General features: G+C 61.0%; 19 protein-coding genes. 11 read left to right on the forward strand and 8 right to left on the reverse strand.

Annotation, left to right across the window (positions count from 1 at the left end):
• The first annotated feature begins 679 nt into the window (after positions 1–679).
• The 3 genes from ACT3UA_RS05730 (at position 680) to ilvA (ending at position 4,173) form a co-directional block, all read left to right on the forward strand.
• Entirely contained in the window at positions 680–1,501 is an 822-nt protein-coding gene (locus tag ACT3UA_RS05730; protein ID WP_096287733.1) for a Bax inhibitor-1/YccA family protein, read from the forward strand.
• A 209-nt stretch (positions 1,502–1,710) separates the two neighbouring features.
• Positions 1,711–2,901 (forward strand): AI-2E family transporter, encoded by a 1,191-nt coding sequence (locus tag ACT3UA_RS05735; protein ID WP_444615676.1) that lies wholly within the window; start codon positions 1,711–1,713, stop codon positions 2,899–2,901.
• Positions 2,902–4,173, forward strand: coding sequence for a threonine ammonia-lyase (gene ilvA / locus ACT3UA_RS05740; protein WP_444615677.1), 1,272 nt, complete (start codon positions 2,902–2,904; stop codon positions 4,171–4,173).
• Positions 4,174–4,251: 78 nt separating this feature from the next.
• Here the strand turns inward: ilvA and greA are convergent, their stop codons facing one another.
• Together greA and ACT3UA_RS05750 are read right to left on the reverse strand one after the other, a co-directional pair.
• A complete protein-coding gene (greA, locus tag ACT3UA_RS05745; RefSeq protein ID WP_096287727.1) occupies positions 4,252–4,746 on the reverse strand; it encodes a transcription elongation factor GreA in 495 nt (164 codons plus the stop codon).
• Positions 4,747–5,037: 291 nt separating this feature from the next.
• On the reverse strand, positions 5,038–5,457 hold the full coding sequence (locus ACT3UA_RS05750) for a DUF4307 domain-containing protein (RefSeq protein ID WP_096287725.1): 420 nt from the start codon (positions 5,455–5,457) through the stop codon (positions 5,038–5,040).
• Between the two features lie 208 nt (positions 5,458–5,665).
• Between ACT3UA_RS05750 and mca the strand changes: the two genes are divergently transcribed.
• From mca to ACT3UA_RS05775, 5 genes are all read left to right on the forward strand, one after another.
• Complete coding sequence (mca, locus tag ACT3UA_RS05755; RefSeq protein WP_096287807.1) at positions 5,666–6,532, forward strand: mycothiol conjugate amidase Mca; 867 nt, start codon at positions 5,666–5,668, stop codon at positions 6,530–6,532.
• 43 nt (positions 6,533–6,575) lie between these two features.
• Positions 6,576–6,857, forward strand: coding sequence for a hypothetical protein (locus tag ACT3UA_RS05760; RefSeq protein ID WP_096287723.1), 282 nt, complete (start codon positions 6,576–6,578; stop codon positions 6,855–6,857).
• A 182-nt stretch (positions 6,858–7,039) separates the two neighbouring features.
• Positions 7,040–9,148 (forward strand): thioredoxin domain-containing protein, encoded by a 2,109-nt coding sequence (locus ACT3UA_RS05765; RefSeq protein WP_444615678.1) that lies wholly within the window; start codon positions 7,040–7,042, stop codon positions 9,146–9,148.
• Positions 9,149–9,246: 98 nt separating this feature from the next.
• Complete coding sequence (locus tag ACT3UA_RS05770) at positions 9,247–10,008, forward strand: isoprenyl transferase (protein WP_096287719.1); 762 nt, start codon at positions 9,247–9,249, stop codon at positions 10,006–10,008.
• Positions 10,009–10,265: 257 nt separating this feature from the next.
• Complete coding sequence (locus ACT3UA_RS05775; protein WP_105570248.1) at positions 10,266–11,579, forward strand: PhoH family protein; 1,314 nt, start codon at positions 10,266–10,268, stop codon at positions 11,577–11,579.
• Here the strand turns inward: ACT3UA_RS05775 and ACT3UA_RS05780 are convergent.
• A complete protein-coding gene (locus tag ACT3UA_RS05780; protein WP_096287715.1) occupies positions 11,576–12,370 on the reverse strand; it encodes a hypothetical protein in 795 nt (264 codons plus the stop codon). The two genes, ACT3UA_RS05775 and ACT3UA_RS05780, sit on opposite strands and share 4 nt — an antisense overlap.
• Positions 12,371–12,454: 84 nt before the next feature.
• Between ACT3UA_RS05780 and ACT3UA_RS05785 the strand changes: the two genes are divergently transcribed.
• Positions 12,455–12,949 (forward strand): prepilin peptidase, encoded by a 495-nt coding sequence (locus ACT3UA_RS05785; protein WP_176484236.1) that lies wholly within the window; start codon positions 12,455–12,457, stop codon positions 12,947–12,949.
• 4 nt (positions 12,950–12,953) lie between these two features.
• Positions 12,954–13,421: an NUDIX hydrolase gene (locus ACT3UA_RS05790; RefSeq protein WP_096287711.1), complete on the forward strand. Its 468-nt coding sequence runs from the start codon at positions 12,954–12,956 to the stop codon at positions 13,419–13,421.
• A gap of 172 nt (positions 13,422–13,593) precedes the next feature.
• On the opposite strand, the gene ACT3UA_RS05795 is transcribed toward ACT3UA_RS05790, so the two are convergent.
• Positions 13,594–15,291 carry an MDR family MFS transporter gene (locus ACT3UA_RS05795; RefSeq protein ID WP_105650639.1) on the reverse strand — a complete coding sequence of 566 codons (1,698 nt, stop codon included), beginning with the start codon at positions 15,289–15,291 and terminating at the stop codon, positions 13,594–13,596.
• Between the two features lie 49 nt (positions 15,292–15,340).
• Positions 15,341–16,000 (reverse strand): TetR/AcrR family transcriptional regulator, encoded by a 660-nt coding sequence (locus ACT3UA_RS05800; RefSeq protein ID WP_255248489.1) that lies wholly within the window; start codon positions 15,998–16,000, stop codon positions 15,341–15,343.
• A gap of 113 nt (positions 16,001–16,113) precedes the next feature.
• Here ACT3UA_RS05800 and ACT3UA_RS05805 point away from each other — a divergent pair, with 113 nt between their 5' ends.
• Positions 16,114–16,680 (forward strand): GNAT family N-acetyltransferase, encoded by a 567-nt coding sequence (locus ACT3UA_RS05805; protein ID WP_096287705.1) that lies wholly within the window; start codon positions 16,114–16,116, stop codon positions 16,678–16,680.
• Positions 16,681–16,779: 99 nt separating this feature from the next.
• Here ACT3UA_RS05805 and ACT3UA_RS05810 read toward each other — a convergent pair whose 3' ends face one another.
• The 3 genes from ACT3UA_RS05810 to ACT3UA_RS05820 all read right to left on the reverse strand — a co-directional run bounded on the left by ACT3UA_RS05810 (position 16,780) and on the right by ACT3UA_RS05820 (position 19,673).
• Positions 16,780–18,192 (reverse strand): class II fumarate hydratase, encoded by a 1,413-nt coding sequence (locus ACT3UA_RS05810; protein ID WP_096287703.1) that lies wholly within the window; start codon positions 18,190–18,192, stop codon positions 16,780–16,782.
• A gap of 140 nt (positions 18,193–18,332) precedes the next feature.
• Positions 18,333–18,962, reverse strand: coding sequence for a carbonic anhydrase (locus ACT3UA_RS05815; protein WP_096287701.1), 630 nt, complete (start codon positions 18,960–18,962; stop codon positions 18,333–18,335).
• A gap of 63 nt (positions 18,963–19,025) precedes the next feature.
• Complete coding sequence (locus ACT3UA_RS05820; protein WP_096287699.1) at positions 19,026–19,673, reverse strand: DUF4245 domain-containing protein; 648 nt, start codon at positions 19,671–19,673, stop codon at positions 19,026–19,028.
• Positions 19,674–19,752 lie beyond the last annotated feature (79 nt).

Raw genomic sequence — 19,752 nt, forward strand, 5'->3', positions numbered from 1 at the left:
TCAGTCCTTCGGCCACCGACCGAGTGCAGGCGACGCTGAAGCGTCCTGGTTCCGCGGAGCTCAGGAACAAATTCCAGAGCTGGATTCTGCCACTTGGATTGGCTCATGAGGCCCCAAGCAACTAGTTCCAACGGACTGTACGTCCCGGCCCCGGATTGCTATGGCGACGTCGAGCATGCCGGGTATTGGCGAACTCCAGGATTCAATTTCCCCCGCAGCCCAGCCCTCGAAAAAACTCGTTGGAATTCTCTGCGCCATTGCCAATGCAGAAAAATGGATCACATCAAGAGCTCATGAATCGCGCGGAAGCAAGCCAGGACGGCCTAGTTTTCCGCATCGGACGGTACTGAAACCACACAAGGCCATTGCTATCGGCGGGGCCACCACTTGCAGGAGGCCATCACCACGAGGCGATTCCCTCTGGCTCTGCATTGCGACGCTGCATGCAAAAATTCCCCCATGCTGCCGGGGTCAAAGGGGATGGGATCGAAGTTCTGTCGCTCGCAATTAACGTGGCTAGCGGCCTAACGATGAAGCGAAGCGGAAAATGCACACGCTCTAGGCATAATTCAGGCTAAATATATCGATATCATCCCTATGGCTGAGCCGATTCACAGCAAACCCAAATAAGATCGGTAGCAGGACACAGGCGATGGGCTTGTGCTTGAACAAACGACTTATGGGGGAATTCAGGTTGAGCGGTAACCCGATCTTCGGTTCCAAGAACCAGTCTGCAAACTGGGGCACTGGCTCCAATGCAGGCAGTCCGGTCGGATTCCACGAATCCGGCAACCTCAGCGCCGATCAGTTGCAGGGCATGTACCAGCAGCCATCGGCCACTAGCCACGACACCGGTCGCATGACGGTCGGTGACACCATCAACAAGACCATCCTTACCTTGGGACTTGTTGTGCTTGGCGCCGCAGCGGGCTGGGCAGTGCCAATCCTGATGTTGCCAGGCGCACTGGTCGGTTTTGTGCTGGGCCTGGTCAACGTGTTCAAGAAGAAGCCATCGCCGGCACTCATTCTTTTGTACGCAGTAGCCCAGGGCTTGTTCCTCGGCGGCTTGTCGCAGTTCCTGAACGGGCTATACCCGGGTGTCGCAATCCAGGCGGTCGTCGCGACCTTCTGCGTCGCCGGCGTGACCTTGGCGCTGTACCGCTCGGGCAAGTACCGGATGAGCCCGAAGCTGAACAAGATGTTCATGATCGCGATGATCGGCATGGTGGTCTTCTCGCTGGTCAATATGGTCATGATGATGACCGGTACGGTTGACGGCATGTTCGGCATGCGCAGCGGTATGCTCGGCGTCATCATCGGTGTCGTTGCGGTCCTGCTTGCGACCTACGCGCTGGTTTCCGACTTCACCATGATCGAGGAGCTTTCCCGCCAGGGTGCCCCGGCAATCATGGCTTGGCGCGGTGCCTTCGGCCTGACCATGACCCTGGTCTGGCTCTACACCGAGATTCTGCGCATTCTGGCTATTCTGCGCGAAGAGTAATAACCATATTGGAATAGATTTTGAGAACCAGTGCCCAATACGGGCACTGGTTCTGTTTTTTGTGTCACAATACCGACATGGATCCCGGTGCGGCGCGGAACTCACGGTAACTTAGAGAAATGAAGAGTAACCGGCTGTCGCGACTGCGCCGGTTCCGGGTGGTGCTACCAGCTAAAACCAGCCCGGGACCGACTCCACGCTCAGCGAACGTGGATTTCCATGATGCGGATGACATGCCCTATGGGGTGCGGCTAGCGGCCTGGTGGTCCTGGCGTTTCCTCGTAGTGGCCGCCGCCGTAGGCGTGATTGTCTGGCTCCTATCGCAGCTGTCTTTGCTGCTGATCCCGGTGATGATCGCCGCACTGATCAGCGGTCTGCTTTCCCCTATCGTCAACGTGCTGAATCGTAAGTTGGCGGTGCCGCGCGGATTGGCCGTGGGATTCACCGTGCTTGGCTTCCTCGCGTTGGTGGTGAGCGGATTATCGATGGCCGGCCAGCGCCTTTCCGCCGGGTTCGCAGCACTGTGGAACCAGTCGATCGCAGGGCTGGAACAGGTCCAGGATTGGCTTTTTAATGGCCCCCTGCAGCTAACCAATGACGACCTGCAAAACGTCATCGATGACGCGTTAGGCCAGCTACGCTCGAACGCCACGAATATCTTGAGCGAAGCGATCAGCTGGGGTTCGGCGCTCGGCCAGATCGTCACCGGAGTCCTGCTGGCCCTGTTCACGCTGATCTTCCTGCTCCTCGATGGACGGAAGATCGGCCTGTTCCTGATCAACCTGCTGCCTCTTCGCGCCCGTCCCGCCATGGACGGCGCGATGAGCCGCGGCTGGTTCTCTCTGGTGCGCTACGTGCGCGTGCAGCTGCTGGTGGCTTTCATTGACGCGGTGGGCATTGGCTTTGGCGCGTTCTTCCTGGGCGTTCCGTTAGCGATGCCACTGGGCGTGATCGTCTTCGTTGGCTCCTTCATCCCGATCATCGGCGCGCTGGTTACCGGCGCATTGGCGGTGCTCCTGGCGCTGGTCGCCAACGGTTGGATCAACGCGCTGATCATGCTTGGCGTGGTGTTGCTGGTTCAGCAGGCCGAATCGAACATCCTGCAACCGCTGATCATGGGCAAGGCGGTGAGCCTGCATCCGCTGGCAGTGGTGCTCGCAGTCGCCGGCGGAGCCATGGTGGCTGGCATCCCCGGAGCGCTGTTCGCCGTACCGATCATGGCCGTATTGAATTCGGTGGTGAAATACCTAGCTCGGCGCGGATGGGACGATGACCCGTTCGTCCGCGAACAATATGGGGTTGGCGAGGATCCTCACGCCCCTCCAGAGCAGCCCACCGAAACTTCCCCCGAACAACCGCCGGTGAGCCGGCGCACCGAGAACTTCGCAAATGAGGAATAGATGAGCAGCAAGCCAGAACTACCTGTCACCTTGGCGGATATCGAGCACGCAGCACAGGTGCTCGAACCGGTGATCGCCCGCACCCCGATCGAACACTCTCGGGTACTTTCCTTGCATGCAGGCGCCGAGGTGTTCTTGAAGTGCGAGAACCTGCAACGCGCGGGTTCCTTCAAGGTCCGTGGCGCCTACGTGCGCATGTCAAAGCTCAGCGCCGAAGAGAAAGCCCGCGGAGTGGTGGCCGCTTCGGCAGGCAACCATGCGCAGGGTGTGGCCCAAGCGGCGGCGCATCTAGGAATTAAAGCACGCATCTACATGCCGCGCGGGGTGGCGCTGCCGAAGCTTGCGGCCACCCAAGACCACGGCGCGCAAGTGGTGCTGCATGGGGACACCGTCGATCAGGCGCTGGCCGAGGCGCAACGTTTTGCCGATGAAACCGGTGCGGTGTTTGTGCACCCCTTCGACCACCCCGACATCATTGCCGGCCAAGGAACTATTGGCCTGGAAATCCTGGAGCAGCTTCCGGAAGTGGAGACCGTGCTGATGGGCGTGGGCGGCGGCGGCCTGCTGGCAGGCGTGGCCATTGCATTGAAGGAGAAAGCTCGTCAGCTGGGCCGCGACATCAAGGTGATCGGCGTGCAGGCAGAAAATGCCGCCGCGTACCCTCCGTCGCTGGCCGCGGATGCACTGGTGCCCTTGGACACGGTGCACACCATCGCTGATGGCATCGCGGTGGGCAAGCCGGGGCAGTTGCCGTTTGTCATCATCAAGGAACTCGTTGATGACGTGGTGACGGTCTCCGAAGATGCGCTGGCGCAGGCGCTGGTAGTGCTGCTGGAGCGCAATAAGCTGGTGGTGGAGCCGGCTGGTGCCGTAGGCGTCGCGGCCCTGCTGGAGGACCGATTGAAAGCCCATGGAATTGACCCGGCGACTACCGTGGTGATCCTCTCGGGCGGAAATATCGATCCGTTGCTGATGCTCAAGGTGATCCAGCGTGGTCTAAACGCAGCCGGTCGTTTCCTGACCGTGCGCATCATGCTGCCGGACCGTCCAGGTGCGTTGGCGACCATCTCGCGGGTCATCGCCGAATCGGATGCAAATGTGACTCGTCTGGACCACACGCGCATCGGCGGTTCGCTGTCCATGGGCGATGTAGCGATCACCATCGATTTGGAAACCAAGGGCCATAAGCATTCCGAGCATGTGCTGGATAATCTGCGTGCCGAGGGCTTTGACCCGCACATCACGAATAGCGCTGGCGGCTCGGTAGCCTGATTTCGAAATTACAGATGAAAAGCAGCTGGCCTGACACTTTTTCAAGTGTCAGGCCAGCTGCTTTTGATGCGTAGGGGACTAGCCCTCGTATGGCGTGGCGGAGATGATCTCCACGGCGATATCGCGGCCGTTGGGCGCGGTGTAGGTCAGCTTGTCGCCAACCTTCTTGCCATGCACTGCCTTGCCGATTGGGGACTGCTCCGAGTACACCTCAAGGTCGCTGTCGCCGGCAACCTCACGGGAACCGAACAGGAAAGTGGTCTCATCACCAGCGATGGTGGCACCCACCAGCATGCCTGGTTCGACCACTCCGTCATCTGCGGGCGCTTCGCCCACGTGGGCGCGGCGCAGAAGGTCCTTGAGATAAAGGATGCGGGCCTCGGCCTTGCCTTGCTCCTCACGAGCAGCGTGGTAGCCGCCGTTCTCCTTGAGGTCACCCTCCGAACGTGCCTGCTCGATGCGGGCAACGATTTCGGTGCGGCCTGGGCCGGAGAGGAAGGTCAGTTCGTTCTGAAGGCGGTCGAAGGCCTCCTGAGTCAGCCACACGACAGGTTCGTTGCTGTTGGTGCTCACGTTGTACTTCCTTTGGTCTGTCAGGGACTTCTTCTGTTAACCGTCCGAGGTGGACGGCAAAGCCGAACGCCACCATGCGGTGGCGTTGAAGAAGTCAGATTCGGTACGAATTGGCGATCTGTCGAATTTCGGCGGATGCAAGCAAAGACCCCGCTAGGCTCCTGTCCCAGTTGCTTTTCAACTAGGCGCACAAACCGATGCGGGGTTAAACGTACTTTCCAACGATAATAGTCGTGTTTGGGAAATAATCCCAATAGATTCAGCTCTGAGGGAAGAAGAACGAGCTAATTGTTACTCGGAGAAATCGTTCGGGACCTTGTAGCAAGCCTCTACCCCAGCGGTGACGGCCAGGTTATCGGTACGCAGCGGCACCGTGATGCGCTGGGTAGTCAGCTGACCTGGATCGGCGGATTCAAGCGCGATGCTGGTAAAGCCAACGGTAGCCTTGGACTCGTTCAGCGCTCTCACATCGCACTGCACACGGTGCTTGGAGTTGTATTCGACCTCGATCACCGCGGTTGCCTGAGCTGGCGAGGCAACCGAAAATTCGATGTCCTGCGCGGTTATGGCACTGAAGTTTGCGAATCCGATATACGCCGCACCGGCGACGCCGACGGTCAGCGCGCCACCGATGAGCAGGAAGCGGGTGCGCTTGGACAGCGGGCGTTTCTTGGGGTTGTTGTATCGAGCCGTTAAGCTTGGATCAGACATCGCTTACCCTGTACCACTCTCTGCCGCTATCTATGAGGTATCTCTTAGTCTACCGGCAGGGGGTTCAGGGAATAACTCGGGTCTACGTGAGAGTTGTCATTGATGGTATGCCATGACGGCATACCGGCCTGTTCACAGTGCAGAAGGAAGATTTTACGTGGAGATTCACGACGTGAAGAAGTTAGCGCCGTCCCAGGGGCTGCGTCTCATGGCAATTCATGCCCACCCGGACGACGAGTCTTCAAAGGGGGCTGCCACCATGGCCGCCTATGTTGAAGCCGGCGCCGAGGTCATGGTCGTCAGCTGCACCGGCGGTGAACGCGGTGACATTCTCAACGCTGCGGTCGGGGAACTGGCCCACGCGCATCGTGACCTGCCCGGCGTGCGCCGCACGGAGATGGCTGAAGCCGCCGCGGTACTCGGGGTTAAACACCGCTGGCTAGGATACGTCGACTCGGGCCTGCCCGAGGGAGAGCCGTTGCCGGAACTGCCTTTCGGCGCGTTCGCACTGCAGCCGGTGGAAATCGCGGCAGCTGGTGTCATCAAGCTGATCCGCGAATTCCGTCCGCACGTGATTACCACCTACGACGAGAATGGCGGATACCCGCACCCGGACCACATCCAAAGCCACAAGGTCGCCACCTTCGCTTTCGAACAAGCCGGAAACCCGGAGATGTACCCCGAGCTCGGTGAACCTTGGGAAGTGGACAAGCTCTACTTCGACCGTGCGTTCTCCTCTGACCGCTTCCGCACCTTGCACTACGCAATGCTGGAAGCTGGCTACGAATCTCCGTACACCGAACGTGTTGCCATGTGGGAAAACGACGAAGAGAACGAAATGTTCAAGTGGGTTTCGCCACATACGACCACCACCCAGGTGCACTGCGCAGACTACTTCACGCTGCGCGATCAGGCCTTGCTAGCGCACCGAACCCAGATTGACCCGGAAGGTTTCTTCTTCGCGGTCCCCGAGCACATCTATGCCGAGTCATGGCCGTGGGAGGACTACACGCTGATCTCCTCGAAGGTTGCCACCGAGTTGCCCGAAACAGATCTGTTTGCCGGACTAAGATAGAGCTAAGTACCAACCAGTCCCAGAAAAGAGTTGTCCCCACACCGTGAATGCGATCTACGCGACCATGCTGGTTGCGAGCACCAAAGTGCAGAACGAAAACTTGGACGAGAACAGTTATGGCCCGGGTTTCCTCGGGTTCGTGTTCACCGCGTTTCTGGCACTGGCAGTAATCTTCCTCATTCGCGACATGGTGCGCCGCGTACGCCGCGTGCGCTACGCCTCGGAAGCCGAGGCTAAGCAGAATGAGCTGATGCTTAAGGGCGAGAACCAGCCACGCCAAGAATCTACCGATCCGGTAGATCCGAAAACTTCCGAAGACAGCTAAGCTTCACGGCAGTTGGATCAAGGCCTCGTGCCGTGTTCGCCAAATTTTTGGTGCGCCCGGCACGAGGCTTTCCGTTTCTGATCAGGCGGGCCATGCGGGAACGCAGTGTGGCCTAGCAAACCGATTTTGCCTTTGGCCACGTTTGCAGGTGAGCTCTAATCCTCATGGGGCAGAATGGCGCTATGGGACAACGAATCGCCACAAGCTCCTCTGCCTACCTGCGTCAGCACTCGCACCAGCTCGTTGACTGGTGGCCCTACGGTGATGAGGCTTTTGAGCAGGCCCGGCTGCGGGATGTTCCGGTAATGCTCTCCATCGGCTATGCGGCCTGCCACTGGTGCCACGTGATGAGCCACGAATCCTTTGATGACCCTGGGATCGCTGGAAAATTGAATGACCGATTTGTCTCGATCAAGGTGGACCGCGAGGAACACCCGTTGGTGGATGACACCTATATGATGGCCACTCAAGCCTTGACGGGTTCCGGCGGCTGGCCCATGACGATCTTCACCCTGCCCGACGGGAGGGCCTTCCACGCCGGCACCTACTACCCCCGCGAACCCCGGGGGAAGATTCCATCCTTCACCCAGCTGCTCGACGCGGTGCATCAGGCCTGGGAGGAACGCCGCGAAGGGCTGGAAGAACAGGCCGATATGCTCGCCAACCATCTGGCCGAACTTGGCTCCCGGCAAGGGACATTATTGACCCTGCCGAGCACCTCTCCGGTAGCCGAGGCGCTTGCGGTCGCGAGCACGCATTGGATTACCGCGACCAAACCCGAAGGTGGATTCACCCCGGCGCCCAAGTTCCCACCGAGCTGGGCGCTAAAAACCCTGTGGCGCACGGTGATGCTGAACCCCGAGCGCAGCGCTGAAGGGTTCAATGCGCTGGCGACTACCATCGAGGCAATGCTGCTTGGCGGTCTGCGCGATCATCTGGCCGGCGGGTTCGCCCGCTACTGCGTGGATGAGCACTGGGCGGTCCCGCACTTTGAAAAAATGCTCTACGACAATGCGGGTTTGCTCTCCCTGTGTGCGCGCACCGCGGTCTTTGCCGAAGAGTTGGCGGCACAGGACACCGCGGAGTCGGTACGTGCAGCGCAGCTTGCGCAGCTGTCCCGGCAGGCGGCGCTGGATACGGCGCAATTCTTGTCCGCCGAGCTGCTGACCGGAGCGGAAGGCGAAGCGCATCGTGCGTTGGCCGCCTCGTTGGATGCGGATTCAATGCGTGCCGGAAAAAGTGTCGAGGGTGCGGCCTACACCTTCACCCGGGAAGAATGCGCCGAGGCGCTGCGCCGGGCGGGAGTGGAGCTGCCTGCGGGTCTGGTGCGGCTCGCGGCGGTGGCCGAAGATCCCGGCTACTTCCACCTGTCGTTGACCGAGGCGCCGGCAAACGACCAGGTCGAGATCTGGGAGGCCTTCAAGGAGCAGCTGCGCATCCTGCGGGCCGCTCGCGAACGTCCGGGGCGAGATGAGAAAATCATTGCCGGATGGAACGGGCTGGCGATCGAGGCCCTCGCGGAGGCGGGCGAACTGCTCGCCGACCCGTGGCTCGGAGAACTTGCCGAGCAGGTGGCGACCACGCTCTGGGAGGTTCACTGGGACGCGCAGACTAGGACCCTTGCCCGAGTCAGCTTCGCCGGTCAGCCGGCGGCCGGCAACGAGGGGACCTTGCAGGACTATGCTGCCCTCGCCCTGGGGTTTCTGGCGCTGGGCCAAAGCCCTAAGCGTGCCACATGGCAAGAGCGCGCCGGGGTGCTGCTTGAGCGTGCTGCGAGCTTCCTCGATCCCGAAACCGGGATCCCACGAGATACCGTCAGCCTAGATGCACGGCTGAGCAAGCAGCGCGCAAATATCGCACCGGTCACGGTACTCGATGATGCCATCCCCGCCGCCGGGGCGCTCTACGCCAAGGCCATGGCGCGCCAGGCGCTGCAGAGCATGGCGGACGGGAGCTTCGATGCGCTGGGCGCCGACCGGCTTGAGCAGGCAGGCAAGCTCAGTGCGCACGCTTCGGCGCTCGCCGGCGAAGCGCCCACCCAGGTGGCAACCGCGCTAGAGGTGCAAGCGGTGCTCGACGCGACGGTGCATTATGTGAATTTCACCGGAGGCAGCAACGCGGAACGCGTGAGATTACGGGCGCTTTGCAAGGGACTGGGGATCGAAGCCAGGAGCGCCGGCGAAGCGTCCAAGGACGTGCAGAGCCTGCAAATCCAGCCCTGCAGGCTCCAATTGTGCAACCTTCCGGTGACCGGAGTAGACGCATTCTTGCGGATGCTGCGTGGTCAATAACCCTTGAGCCGGCCCGGTTGGATGCACCGGGCACGCGGCGAAACACGATAGATTTAGTTAGAAGAATTCTTTGATTGTGTGCGAAAGCGAGGAACCAGGTGCGATTTCCCTCTCTGGTGTACCGTTTCTACGAACGGCGCCTAGCGAAGTCGTTGCCCAGTGACAAGCTTCCGCACCACATTGGGGTGATGGTTGACGGTAATCGCCGGTGGGCAAAGCTTGCCGGAAGCCCGACCCTTGCCGGCCATCAGGCCGGAGCAGACAAGATCCTTGAATTCCTTGAATGGTGCGAGGACCTGGGAATCAAGGTCGTCACCCTCTACATGCTCTCCACCGACAATCTGAACCGCGAACCCAGCGAACTGCGCGACCTGCTCAAGGTCATCGGCAACACCCTGGATCGGCTGGGGGAGACTAACCAGGTCAAGGTGCAGCAAGTCGGTGCGCTGGATCTGTTGCCCGAAGAACTTGCCACGAAGCTATCGGCCCTGGAAACGATCACGGCACACCGCACCGGGGTGCACGTGAATGTCGCTATCGGCTATGGCGGCCGGCGGGAAATTATCGACGCGATCAAGTCATTGCTGCACGATGCAGCGGAGCACGGACGTTCGCTGGAATCGGTAAGCGAGTCGCTATGCATCGATGAGCTGGAGTCATACCTGTACACCAAGGGGCAGCCGGATCCCGACCTGGTGATACGCACCAGCGGTGAACAACGGCTCAGCGGATTCTTGACCTGGCAGAGTGCCTACTCCGAGTTTTATTTCTGCGAAGCGTTGTGGCCGGACTTCAGGCGCGTCGATTTCCTCCGCGCACTACGCGACTTCGCAGACCGCCAGCGCCGGTTCGGCGCTTAGTAGCCCAGTGAAATGCCAAGTATCTAGCGTTCAAAAAAATGATACTTGCGCTTAACCTACTGGAGCCCTTTGCGGTCTATGGTGAGAATATGGCGGGATGACACAGTCCCGGCTGACCGAAAGGTTCCTCACTAGATGACCAGATGCGGCGTTTCCCCGGAGCAATTCGTGGGTCACCCTCGGCATCCGGTGGCGGAACTTCCCACTGAAGCGTGGGGAGATTCCCCCACGCCGGATTCGAGAATGGGTGCGCTGCTATGACCCGAACTACCGACTCGGTTGTCCGAACTTACGTCATCGACACCTCGGTGTTGCTGTCGGACCCGAAAGCGATGTTCCACTTCGAGGAACACCATGTGGTGATCCCGTTGACAGTCATTACCGAGCTGGAACACAAGCGCAAGGATCCTGACCTGGGCTTCTTCGCCCGCCAAGCGTTGCGCCTGCTCGACGAGCTGATCGCCAGCCATGGCGGCTTGGCGGATGCGGTTCCGGTTTCCGATGCCGGAGGTACCTTGCGCATCGAGCTGAATAACATCGCCTCCGAGGTGCTTCCCTTGGGGATGCGCTCGGGAGACAACGACACCCGCATCCTGGCGGTAGCCAAGCACCTGCTCGACCAAGGCCAGGACGTGGCCTTGGTGACCAAGGACCTGCCGATGCGCATCAAGGCTTCGGCCATCGGCATCCACGCCGAGGTGTACCGCAACGAGCTGATCGCTTCCTCGGAATGGAGCGGGGTGGAATCACTGGAGCTCGATGAATCGAAGATGGCAAGGCTCTACGACACCGAGCGGCTCACCGATCTTCCCGAGGCGAAAGATTCTCCGGTGAACACCGGCTACGTGATTACCTCGCCGCGCGGCAGCGCGCTGGCCCGCAAGGTCTCGGCCGACACGGTCAAGCTGGTGCGCGGGGACCAGCAGGCCTTCGGGCTGCATGGGCGCAGCGCCGAACAACGCATCGCCCTGGATTTGTTGATGGATCCGAATGTCGGAATCGTTTCGATGGGCGGCAGCGCAGGCACCGGCAAGTCCGCGCTGGCCTTGTGCGCGGGGATGGAAGCGGTGCTCGAACGCCGGGAACACCGCAAGATCACCGTGTTTCGACCGCTCTATGCGGTGGGCGGCCAGGAACTTGGCTATCTGCCGGGCTCCGAGGGAGAGAAGATGGGACCGTGGGCTCAGGCGGTCTTCGATACCCTGGGCTCCATCGTGTCCAAGAACGTGATCGACGAGGTTCTCGAGCGGGGGATGCTCGAAGTCTTGCCGCTGACCCACATCCGCGGGCGTTCGCTGCATGACTCCTTTGTGATCGTGGACGAGGCGCAGTCCTTGGAGCGCAACGTGCTGCTTACGGTGCTCTCGCGTATCGGACAGAACTCGAAGGTGGTGCTCACCCACGACGTGGCCCAGCGCGACAACCTTCACGTGGGACGCCATGACGGTGTCGCCGCGGTGGTCGAGCAGCTCAAGGGGCATGCGCTCTTCGGGCACGTGACGCTGATGCGTTCGGAGCGCTCGGCGATCGCGGCGCTGGTCACCGAGATGCTCGAGGGGCCGCTGGTCTAGCGCTGTGCGCGCACCGTCCACGGGATGTGTGCGCGCACATCAGTCATGGTGGGTGTGGCTACGGTGAACAGCGAGTCGATGTAGTACTCGTTCTTCGCCAACACCGCGATGCGCAGCGGCGGTTCGCTCCCATCCAGCAGCCGGCGCTCGACGCAGATTCCGGTATCCAAATCCAAGACAAGCAGCGCAGCAGTTCCGGCTGGGACCAAGGTAAATGAGTCGCTACTGGGCTGGTAGCTGTGGCCTGCGGTGAGCACCGCGGAGAGTTGCGCGCGACCGTGCTCGCTGCGTGTGGGAGCCAGCTCGTGGATGTATGTGGGATGTTCGAAGGCGAGGTCCAATGATGCCGGCTCGGTACCGGCCAGCTCAAAGGGGTCGAGCATGCTCGCCAAGAAATCCAAGGGCAAGAGGTCCTGGTAGCCGTCGATGTCCGGCCGCCGGGCGATCAGGTGGTCATTGGTGTAGACCGGATAGGTGAGCGAGGCCGGAAGCTTCCAGGAGGACTCGGTCGCGGCCACGTAGTCGCGGCCCCGGTCCGCGGTGAACAATTCGCGCTGGTAGCGCAAGGTATCGGATTCGTCGCTGATGGCGATAGCCTCACGGCCGCGCAGGATCATGCCCAGCGTGCCCGATAGCGAGTGCTGGGCGAAGGCCGGCGGGACATCGAGTTCCAGCCGCAGCGAGGTGCTCAGCCAGGGAGCCGAGCGGGCCAGTGCACGGAAGCGCCGGCGCGCCGCGGAATCGGGTGCCGGATGTTCGGGGAACAACTGCGGTGCTGCTGGCTGGGTCATAATTCAAGTGTAGAAGCGCTCAAGTTATTCACAACCCCACAAGCACCACTAGAGTCCAAGTCCCTGCCCGCTTATGCTCTAACCATGATCGGTATTTGGCAGGAATCGGTGGGTGCGGCGTTGCTGCTCATGCTGTTCTGCGCCTGCTTTCTGGGCTTCGGGGTGTCGCTGGCGGTGGCCGATGTGAAAAGCCACCGGTTGCCGAACCGCTGGCTGCTGCGTTGGGCCGCGGCCAGTGCGCTGCTCTTGCTGGGGCTCAGCGCGGTGCGGGCAGCCTACATGCCTTTGCTCTGGGCGCTGCTCGGCGCCGTCATTCTGGGCGGGGCCTACTTGGTGCTCGCGCTGGTCTCGCGCGGGTCAATGGGCATGGGCGACGTGAAGTTGGCCGCGGTGCTCGGCTTGAACCTCGGCTACTTCTCGCTGCCCGCGTTATTCGTGGGCAGCGTATTTGCCTTTGTGCTCGCCAGCCTGGTGGTGCTGGCGGGAATTATCGCGCGGAAGCTCACTGCCAAGTCGGCGGTGGCCTTCGGCCCGTTCATGATCCTCGGTGCGGCCCTGGCCCTGCTTATGACACGATAGGCCCATGGCAACTCCGGAATTCATCACCGAACTGCGTACCCATATCGGCCATGACATGCTCTGGCTCAGCGGGGTGAAGGTCGTCGTGCTGGACGGAACTAAGGTCTTGCTGGTTCGCCGGGCAGATAACGGGCTGTGGACCCTGCCGGCAGGAATTATCGATCCCGGCGAAGAAGCCTCGCACACCGCGGTGCGCGAGGTCCACGAAGAGACCGGCATCGACTGCGAGCTGACCCACCTGCTGGGCATCGGTGTCACCGCGCCGGCGACCTATCCGAACGGGGACCACGCCCAGTATCTTGATGTGGTCTTCCGGGCGAGGCATCTGGGCGGCACTGCGGAAATAAATGATGATGAAAACGTGGAAGTCGGCTACTTCGAACTCGATGACCGCCCGCGGCTGCCGCCGCTGCACGAGCGGGCCATCGACTGGGCGCTGAATCCGCGCCCCGGAGGGTATTTCGCCGCCTAGAGCAAGGTGTAGTTTGCGATTCCCCGGAAGCGCATAAGTCGTTTGCCTGCCCTTCGCTTGGTAAACAAGAAGACTTTGGAAAACGACAACGCCCCGCACGAGCGATTCCTCATCTCCCAGCAGGCTGGGGAAAGGAATCGCAGGTGCGGGGCGGCGCCTAGCACGAGGCTAGCTACACCCTAGGGCGTTCGTCGCTTTTCGGGGCGGTAGCTGCATCCTGCTCCGACTCACCTTGCGGAGGCTGATTCACCAACCTTGCTTGTCGTTCTGCATCTTCAAGTAGCTTGGCTTCCTCGCCACCAATCGCCTCGCCACGTGCCACCATGCCAGCGGTGTCCGAGAGCGGAACCTGCTTGAGCAGCAAGGCCAAGACGAAGGCGATGAGGATGAACGGGATCAGGTACCAGAACACCGGGGCCAGCGAATCGGCATAGGCGGTCACGATCCCATCGCGCATTTGCTCCGGCAGCTTGGCCAGGGTCTGCGGATCCAGAGTCGCGGTCGCATTGCCGGCGTCCGTGGCGCTTGCCCCGGAAGCGGTGAACACCTCGGTGAGCTTCTCGGAGAGTCGGTTGGTGAACATGGCACCGAAGATCGCCACGCCCAACGAGGCACCGACCTCGCGGAAGTAGTTGTTCGTCGACGTGGCGGTGCCGACCATTATCGGGTCCACCGCATTCTGCACCACAAGCACAACAACCTGCATGATCAGGCCAAGGCCCGCGCCGAAGACGAACAGGTACACGCAGATCAGCCACAACGGGGTGCTGGCGCTCAGCGAGGTGAACGCGAGCATCGCCAGCGCGGTGACCAGGGCACCGGCGATCGGGTAGCCCTTGTACCTGCCGGACTTCGTGATTGCGATACCCGAGAAGATGCTGGTACCCATCATGCCGATCATCATCGGGACCATGAGCAGCCCCGAGACCGCGGCGGAGGTTCCCGAAGACATCTGCAGGAAGGTCGGAACGAAGGCAATCGCCGCGAACATGCCCAGGCCCAGGGTGAATCCGATGGCGGTGGCGTTGATGAAGATCCGGTTCTTGAACAGCGAGAGCGGAATGATCGGGTCTTCCGCACGGGCTTCGACGACCACGAACAGCACGGCGGCTGCCAGCATGCCAAGGCCCCAACCCCAGGTTTCCAGGGCTGCCCAGCCATGGTTCTTCGAGCCGCCGAAGTCGGTGAAGAAGATCAGGCAGGTGGTGGCGGCCGAGAGCAGCAGCACGCCCAAGACGTCGATCTTCTTGGTGGACTTCTTATTCGGGATGGTCAGCGCGAACCAGGCGATCAGGAACGCGGCGATCCCGATCGGGATGTTGATGTAGAAAGCCCACTGCCAAGTCAGATGATCTACGAAGAATCCGCCAAGCAGCGGACCTGCGACGGCCGAGATGCCGAAGATCGCGCCCAGCGGACCCATGTATTTGCCGCGTTCGGAGGCCGGGACGATATCCGCGATGATGGCCTGCGAAAGGATCATCAGCCCGCCGCCGCCCAGGCCCTGCATGGCGCGGAAGAAGACGAACATCCAGAAGGTGCCGGCAAACGCGGCACCCACCGAGGCCAGGGTGAACAGCGCGATGGCGATCAAAAACAGGTTGCGCCGGCCGAGCACGTCACCGAATTTGCCGTAGATCGGCATCACGATGGTGGTGGCCAGCAGGTAGGCGGTGGTGATCCAGGCCTGGTGCTCGACGCCGCCGAGCTGCCCCACGATGGTTGGCATGGCGGTGGAAACAATGGTCTGGTCGAGGGAGGAGAGCATCATTCCGGCGATCAGCGCGGAGAAGATGATCCAGATACGCCGTTGCGTCAGGAGCAGCGGCGCCGGTTCCGGGATTTTCCGGGACTCGGTGGTCGTTGACATGCGTGGGTCCTTGCGAGATTTATAGGTGGCTGGTGGTTCTGGCGTCCGGCTAGGAACGAGTTAAGGGCTGGCAATACAATTCCCGAGCCAGCTCGATGACTATGAGGAATTCTTCGGCCAGGCTTCGTTCGCGCTCGGATTCGAGGAAACGGTCGATGGCTTTGAACGTGGCGAACTGCAATGAATGAACAAGCAGCGCGAGACCCGGATGGTCCGCCTCGACACCTTCGCGCTGGGCGATAAGCTTCATGAATTCGGCTTGCCGCTCGGGGCCCACCTGCATCATGCGTTCTAGCAATTCGGGTTCGCGATGCACGGCTGCGAAGAATCCCTGGGTGCTGCGGATAGCCTGCTCGTCGCGGTTCAGCTGTTCGATGATCAGTGCGACGAGATCCGCCTGCAGGGTGGGGGAGATCCCGGTGATTCCTGCCGGCCGGGCGGCCATAAACCGATCCATTGCGCCGTGCGGCACCCCGTCATCAACGTGCCCGAAGACCGCGTCGATCTTTGTGGCGAAGTAGTTGAAAAAAGTGCGGCGCGAAATGCCCACCGCCGCGCAGAGCTGATCCACGGTGAAACCGGCAAAGCCGTATTCGGCGGTGAGCTCACGTGCGTGCTGGGTGATCGAAAGGCGCGTTTTTTGCATGCGTGCGCTGAGCCCGGCAGGTGCTGCAGCCGGTTCGGAATCGTTCGTTGCACTTTTATTCACAAGATGCAGTTTTGCACTCAAGGTGCAGGCAGTGCAACTTAAGTAATCGGGAACACAGGACGGCATCTGCCGGCAATGGCGGGGGACGGCCAGAAACCACTAGGATCGGCCCTATGACTTTGCTACAGCTGCTCGAACCGAGCACGCATCTTCACGAATCATGGCTCGCGAGCAACCGGGAATGGAACGGCGAGGACCAGCAGGGAGCCTCGGTATTCTTTGCCGAAAGGTTCGGGTGGGATTTGGAGAAGCCCGAGGATTTTGCCAGCTGGGTACGGCTGCTCAAGGACCTCAGCGACGACTCAATCCTCCCGCCGCAAGGCTTCGTCAACCAGAGCACTCTCTGGCTGGAACGCGAGGGCGAATACCTCGGTGCGGTCAGCCTGCGCCACGCATTGATCAACGAATCCCTCAAACAGGTCGGAGGGCATATCGGCTACGGGCTGCGCCCCAGTGCACGCGGAGCCGGCCTGGCCAAGCGGGCGCTCGCCGAAATGCTCGAGATTTCTCGCCAACGTGGCCTCGAAGAGGTGCTGCTTACCTGTGCCGACTCGAATATCGCTTCGGCGCGAACCATCGAGGCCTGCGGCGGGGTGCTGGAACGTGTCTGCCCGGTAGCCGAGATCGCCGAACCGTTCGGGCTTCAGGAGCCGCAACGCCGTTATTGGATCAAGCTCTAAGTTCACTGCCCCGGCGAATGCACGCGGGCGGCCACCGGGAATCTCCGGTGGCCGCCCGCGTCGGGACCTGGATCGCCACGAAGGGGCTGGCCTTCGCTCCTAGTATTTGCCCGTCATCGTGGAAACATCCAGCAACTCATCAAGCTGTGCTTCGGTGACTTCGCCACGCCCCACAAAACCCAGCGCAACGGTTGCTTCGCGGACCGTCAGGCCCTCGGCGACCGCTTTCTTGGCGATCTTCGCAGCATTTTCGTAGCCGATGAGCTTATTCAGCGGAGTCACGATCGAGGGGGAAGCCTCGGCGAGGAATCGCGCACGTTCCACATTCGCGGTAATCCCATCGATCATCTTCTCGGCCATCACCGTCGAGACGTTGGCCAGCAACCGAATGGATTCAAGCAGGTTCGAAGCCATCACCGGGATGCCGACATTGAGCTCGAAGGCGCCGTTGGTGCCGGCCCAAGCGATCGCGGTGTCATTGCCGATGACCTGGGCTGCAACCTGAATGGCTGCCTCGGAGATCACCGGGTTGACCTTCCCGGGCATGATCGAGGAGCCGGGCTGCAGATCAGGAATCGCGATCTCGCCCAAGCCGGTGTTCGGGCCCGAACCCATCCAACGCAGGTCGTTGGCGATCTTGATGATCGAGATCGCGATGGTGCGCAATGCGGCGGAACCCTCGACCAGGCCATCGCGGTTCGCTTGGGCCTCGAAGTGGTTGCGCGCCTCGGTGATCGGCAGGCCGGTATCTTCACGCAGGAATTCCAGGACGCGCTGCGGGAAGCCGTCCGGGGTGTTGATGCCGGTACCCACCGCGGTGCCGCCTAGCGGGACCTCGGCCACGCGCGGCAGGGCAGCCTCGACGCGTTCGATACCGTAGCGGATCTGTGCCGCGTATCCGCCGAATTCCTGGCCTAGGGTGACCGGGGTGGCGTCCATCAGGTGGGTGCGCCCGGACTTCACCACGTCCTTGAACTCGGACTTCTTTGCCTCCAGCGAAGTGGCAAGCGTTGCCAGGGCCGGGAGCAGGTCGTTGAGCAGCGCGTTGGTGGCCGCTACGTGCACCGAAGTGGGGAAGACGTCATTGGAAGACTGCGAGGCGTTGACGTGGTCGTTCGGGTGGACTTCCGTTTCGCTTCCCGACTCCTTCAGCGCACGTGTCGCCAATTCGGCCAGGACTTCGTTGGTATTCATATTCGAGCTGGTGCCGGAACCGGTCTGGAAGACGTCGATCGGGAAGTGGGCATCAAATTTTCCGGCGGCCACCTGGTCAGCGGCCGCTACGATGGCGTTTGCGCGTTCGGAGTCCAGCACCTGCAAGGCTTCATTGGCGCGTGCGGCGGCCTTCTTGACCTGCGCGAGCGCCTTGATGTGGGCAGACTCCAGCGTCTTGCCCGAGATCGGGAAGTTTTCTACGGCACGCTGGGTCTGGGCACGGTACAGGGCCTGGGCCGGGACTCGGACCTCGCCCATGGTGTCATGTTCAATTCGGAATTCTTCGCTGTTGCTCATGAGGCTCACCATACGCCTGGAACGAGTGCCGGAACAGGGATCTGCCTCAAAGATCACAGTCATCAGTGAGGTTAACGAAAACCGGGAATAAGCTCGGGATTAAATGCAGCGACCCGCGGAAAATCCGCGGGTCGCTTCGATTATTTCAGGCCCATATTGGAGACCAGCTGCGCTTCGCCTTCGGCTAGCTTGTAGGCAACGCCGGCCACTGCGGTACGTCCTTCGGCGATCGCGGTTTCGATGATGCTCGACAGATCAACCAACCTGGCGGTGGTCTGCTTGACGTGCTCGACGACGGTGCCGTTGACATCGGTAATGTTGGCGCTTTCGGCGGCGAAGACCGATGGGATGATGTGTTCGACCAGGTCGCGCACGAAGCCCTTGGGCATAATGCCCGATTCCTTGGCCTTGATCGCGCTGGTCACGGCACCGCAGCTGTCATGTCCGAGAATCACGATCAGCGGGATGTTGAGGATGTCCACGGCGAATTCCAGCGAGCCGAGGCTTGCCGGGTCCAGCACGTGGCCGGCGGTGCGCACCACGAAGACGTCGCCCAGTCCCACATCAAAAATGATCTCCGCAGCAAGGCGGGAGTCGGAGCAACCGAAAATGACGGCGAAAGGTTCTTGTCCCGTCACGAGGGACTGACGTCGAGCACCGTCCTGATTGGGGTGCTCTGTGGCGCCTTGGATGAATCGACTGTTGCCTTCGGTGAGCTTTTTCCAAGCTTCTTGAGGGGTCAACGGTGTCTGGCTGTGTTCAGAATCCATAACTGAAATTCTACGCTTGAGGTCCAGAGTTAGGTCGCACTGATGTCCACGGTGAAGCGAAAATTACGAGATCTGCGCCTCGGCCGCCTGCACAATTGCCATAATTTCTTCTTCGCCGGTGTCGCTGGAGACGATCAGCGTGGACGCTTCGCGTTCCGAAATCATGTAGGTGGTCTCGTCCTTAACTCGGACCTCCCACTTCGAGCCGTCGACTATGCGTTCGTCGGTGGGGGCAGCATTATCGGTGACCAGCGCAATCCATGTGGGATTCGCGTCGGCAGTCTGGCGAACGTAGACAAAGTTCGTTTCGCTCATCACCAGTCCGAACTCCCAGTAAGAGATGTCTTGCACCTGGTTGCTCTTCCAGCGGGCGAAATTCGCGTAATCCTCGCCGGAAACCTGCGGGGCGAATACCTCGAATTCTGCAATGCCGGAAGCGTCGCTAGCCACCTTTTGCAGGTCAACCGCGTGCTGGAAATTTTCTTCCTTGGTGCCAGGGTTCAGCAGCAGCAACGGAATGAGCACCGCGACGGTGAAGCCAATGGACAGGACCATGCCCTTGAATGTCTGGTTGGCGCGCTTCGACTGCTTCTCGGTGAGTACCGGGGTGAACGGAAGATCCTCAAAGGTTGCTTTGGGGTCGTTCAGGTCGCGGCGGACCGGCTGCGCGCCGGTCTGGGCGTCATTCTGGGGAGTGTTCTCTGGCTGCACGAGTCCATTCTCCCCGATGTTCCTGTGCAAATCGAACCGAGGTGCCCAAACACACGTTGTCTGCGCTCCGGCGCGCACG

Origin of the sequence: Glutamicibacter sp. 363 (assembly GCF_052379505.1) — a bacterium.
Lineage (GTDB): Bacteria > Actinomycetota > Actinomycetes > Actinomycetales > Micrococcaceae > Glutamicibacter.